Source organism: Candidatus Hakubella thermalkaliphila, assembly GCF_013281975.1.
Classification (GTDB): Bacteria; Actinomycetota; Humimicrobiia; order Hakubellales; family Hakubellaceae; genus Hakubella; species Hakubella thermalkaliphila.
Map to the genome: position 1 here is coordinate 1 of NZ_BLRZ01000158.1, position 3,045 is coordinate 3,045.

Below are 3,045 nucleotides of genomic sequence, written 5' to 3' on the forward strand. Positions count from 1 at the left end.
TAACCCTACAACGTCATTTACCTGAATACATACAATATGTTGTGGTTCAATTAAAGAAATTGCCCTACATATTGAACCAAGATTCTTAAGTATCGCTGTAGGGTTAAAAGAGGAAGGAAAGAAAATGAGCAAAGGGAAAATAAGGGAAGAAGAAATTAGAAGAATTATTAGAGCAGACGACGAGTGGGAGCCCGTGGGCCCAACGCCCATGCCTTCACTGACAGATTTGCGCAACTGGGATTTCCGTCTTTTGGACACCTACGAGCCTTTTTACGCTCCATTTTGTGACTTGTGCTGCCTATGTACTTTTGGCAAGTGTGACTTAACGGAAGACAAGAAAGGCGCTTGCGGCATAGATATTGCCACGCAGCAGGCGAGGTGGATTCTCATCTGTTCGCTGATGGGCACAGCGGCTCATGGTGCTCACGGCAGGCATATGATTGATCATTTGATTGAAAAATATGGTGAGGACTTTAAAATAGACCTAGGCAGCCAAGTGAATGTGGAAGCCCCGATTATTAGGACAGTCACAGGTCTGAAGCCGAAAAATCTCGGCGACCTGCGCAAAGCTATTGAATATGTGGAGCGGGAAATGATTCATCTAGTTTCGGCTACCCATATGGGTCAGGAAGGCAATTATCGCGACTTTGAGTCAAAGGCGTTTCACGCCGGCACGCTCGACCATGTGGCGCTGGAAGCGGCTGATATTGCTCAGATAGTCGGTTACGGTCTGCCTACGTCAATAGCTGATACGCCTTTGGTCGATTTGGGCTGGGGCGCCATAGATGTAAAGAAGCCTACCATTGTAGTAGTAGGTCATAACGCAATCACCGCGTATGCGATTGTCGACTATCTGCGCCAGCATGATCTGTACGATAAAGTGGAGGTCGCAGGGCTTTGCTGTACGGCCCATGATGTGACTCGTTATGATAGCAGTGCCAAAATTATCGGTCCGCTTTCCCGCCAACGCTTCTTCCTGAAGGCAGGATTGGCTGACGTGGTGGTAACCGATGAACAGTGTGTCATCACCGACATTCCGCAGATGGCCAGCGAAGCAGGTGCAGCCATGGTTGCCTGCTCGGATAAAATTAGTTACGGATTGGAAGAAGTCTCGGCAAAGCCGGTGGATGACATTCTTCGGGAAATGCTTGAGAACCAAAAGCAGTTTCTGATTCTGGATTCGGAAAAAGCGGCTGAAGTAATTGTGCGGGCGGCGTTGGCGCTTGCGCCTCTCCGCCAGGAAAGAAAGAAGCTCATGACTAAGGAAGAAGCGTCGCTTTTATCAGCTAAATGCCGCGGTACTTGCGAGACCTGCAACCGGGCTTGTCCTAACCTTCTGCCAGTCAATCTCGCCATCAATCAAGCTAGGCAGGGCGATTTCACAAAGTTGGGCAGTGTTTTCCTGCGTTGCATCGGCTGCGCTAAATGTGAAGAGGCGTGTGTCAATAATATCCCCATCCAAAAAGTTATGCAGGCTGCCGCTGCTTCAGACACTTATAAGATACGTGCCGGTCGTGGTCCGATTCATGATGTGGAAATTCGGAAGGTCGGTTCTCCCATCGTTCTTGGTACTATCCCAGGCGTAATCCTGTTTGCTGGTTGCTCGAACTTCCCCGGCGATATTGATGATGTGGCTTGGTTGGCTGAAGAATTGGCTCGGCGCAAATATATCGTTAATCTGTCAGGCTGTGCGGCTATGGCTGCGGCTATGCGCAAAGATGAGGATGGTAAAACTATTTATGAAAAATATATTCCCGAGTTTGACGCCGGCTGTATCGTTAACGTGGGTTCCTGCATTTCCAACGCTCACGTGGTGGGGGCGGCGATTAAAATCGCCAACATCTTTGCCACACTGCCAAACCGGGCCAACTTTGAGCTGATGGCCGACTATATTATAAACAGAGTAGGCGCTTGCGGCGTTGTTTGGGGACCATATTCCCAAAAGGCGCTTTGCATTGGTACCGGAGCAGTACGTTGGGGCATTCCTATAGTGCTCGGTCCTCATGGCTCTAAATATCGGCGTCTTTTCATGAGCAAGAAAGAAGCAAGCGACTGGCGTGTGATGGACGGCCGTACTAAACAGCGGGTAGATACTCAAGAACCCACGCCGGAACACATGATGCTTGTGACTGAGACGAAAGAAAGAGCGCTGGTCACTATTATCAAACAGTGCTTCCGCCGCAACGACACGCCTCCCGGCCGGGCAATCAAGCTAAACAGTTATATTTCTGCCTACAAGCAAGTTATGGGTTCTTTGCCTGATGATTTGCAGAACTTTATCCGGACAGAAAAAGAGATCCCCATCGTTTACAAGCGGGAAGTTATCGCCTATCTTAAAGAGGTGGGTTGGAAGCCTAAGATCTCTCTTTCCTTGCCGACGCTTATCGGCACTTACGAGACTAAAGTTCCTATTGAGGCTACCGTAAAATAATTATGAAACAGGAGGGATTTAAGTGGCGTCTGAGTTAATGACCATGCCTTATTATAAGATTAACGTCCTAACCGGCACGAAAGCGGCTAAGGTGGTGTCTGAGCCAGTAGAGGCGGCACGCATAATTGATAAGGCTACAAACCCGCTTTACGTTTTTGGTGCAGAAGTTATAGATTCGCTTGTGGGTGATAGGCTGCTGATTGACTTTACCTTGGAGATTGCTAAATCCCGCAACATTCCTATCTGCGCTACAGCCCATGTTAAGAAAAAGATGATGGAGTTGGGGGTTCTTCCCGATTCGATTTATGACATTATCGAAATAGTCCATTTTTTAAAGGATAAAAACTGGATGGGCGTTCGCGGCAAAGGATTTCATGATTTGGTATTGTTTACCGGAGTCAGATGTGATCTGGCGGAGCGTGGTTTGTCCACGCTTAAGCATTTTGCGCCTCATCTGAAAACATTTGCTATCTGCCGCCGCAGTCACCCGAATGCTGACTTTGCGGTGCCGGTGATTACTAAAACGGAGAAATGGCGCGTGTATTTGGAAGGTGTAATCAGTGAATTAGGAACTGTTAAGGCATAAGCTTTGAAAAGTAGAAAATATTAAACAG

The 3,045-nt window shown here is 48.0% G+C and carries 2 protein-coding genes; both read left to right on the plus strand.

The genetic code is table 11. The features are described 5' to 3' along the window. Positions 1-124 precede the first annotated feature (124 nt). Positions 125-2,431, plus strand: a complete 2,307-nt coding sequence (cdhA, locus tag HW443_RS10210; RefSeq protein ID WP_176236865.1) for a CO dehydrogenase/acetyl-CoA synthase complex subunit alpha — start codon at positions 125-127, stop codon at positions 2,429-2,431. 22 nt (positions 2,432-2,453) lie between these two features. Further along, complete coding sequence (gene cdhB, locus HW443_RS10215) at positions 2,454-3,017, plus strand: CO dehydrogenase/acetyl-CoA synthase complex subunit epsilon (protein WP_176236197.1); 564 nt, start codon at positions 2,454-2,456, stop codon at positions 3,015-3,017. Positions 3,018-3,045: the final 28 nt, after the last annotated feature.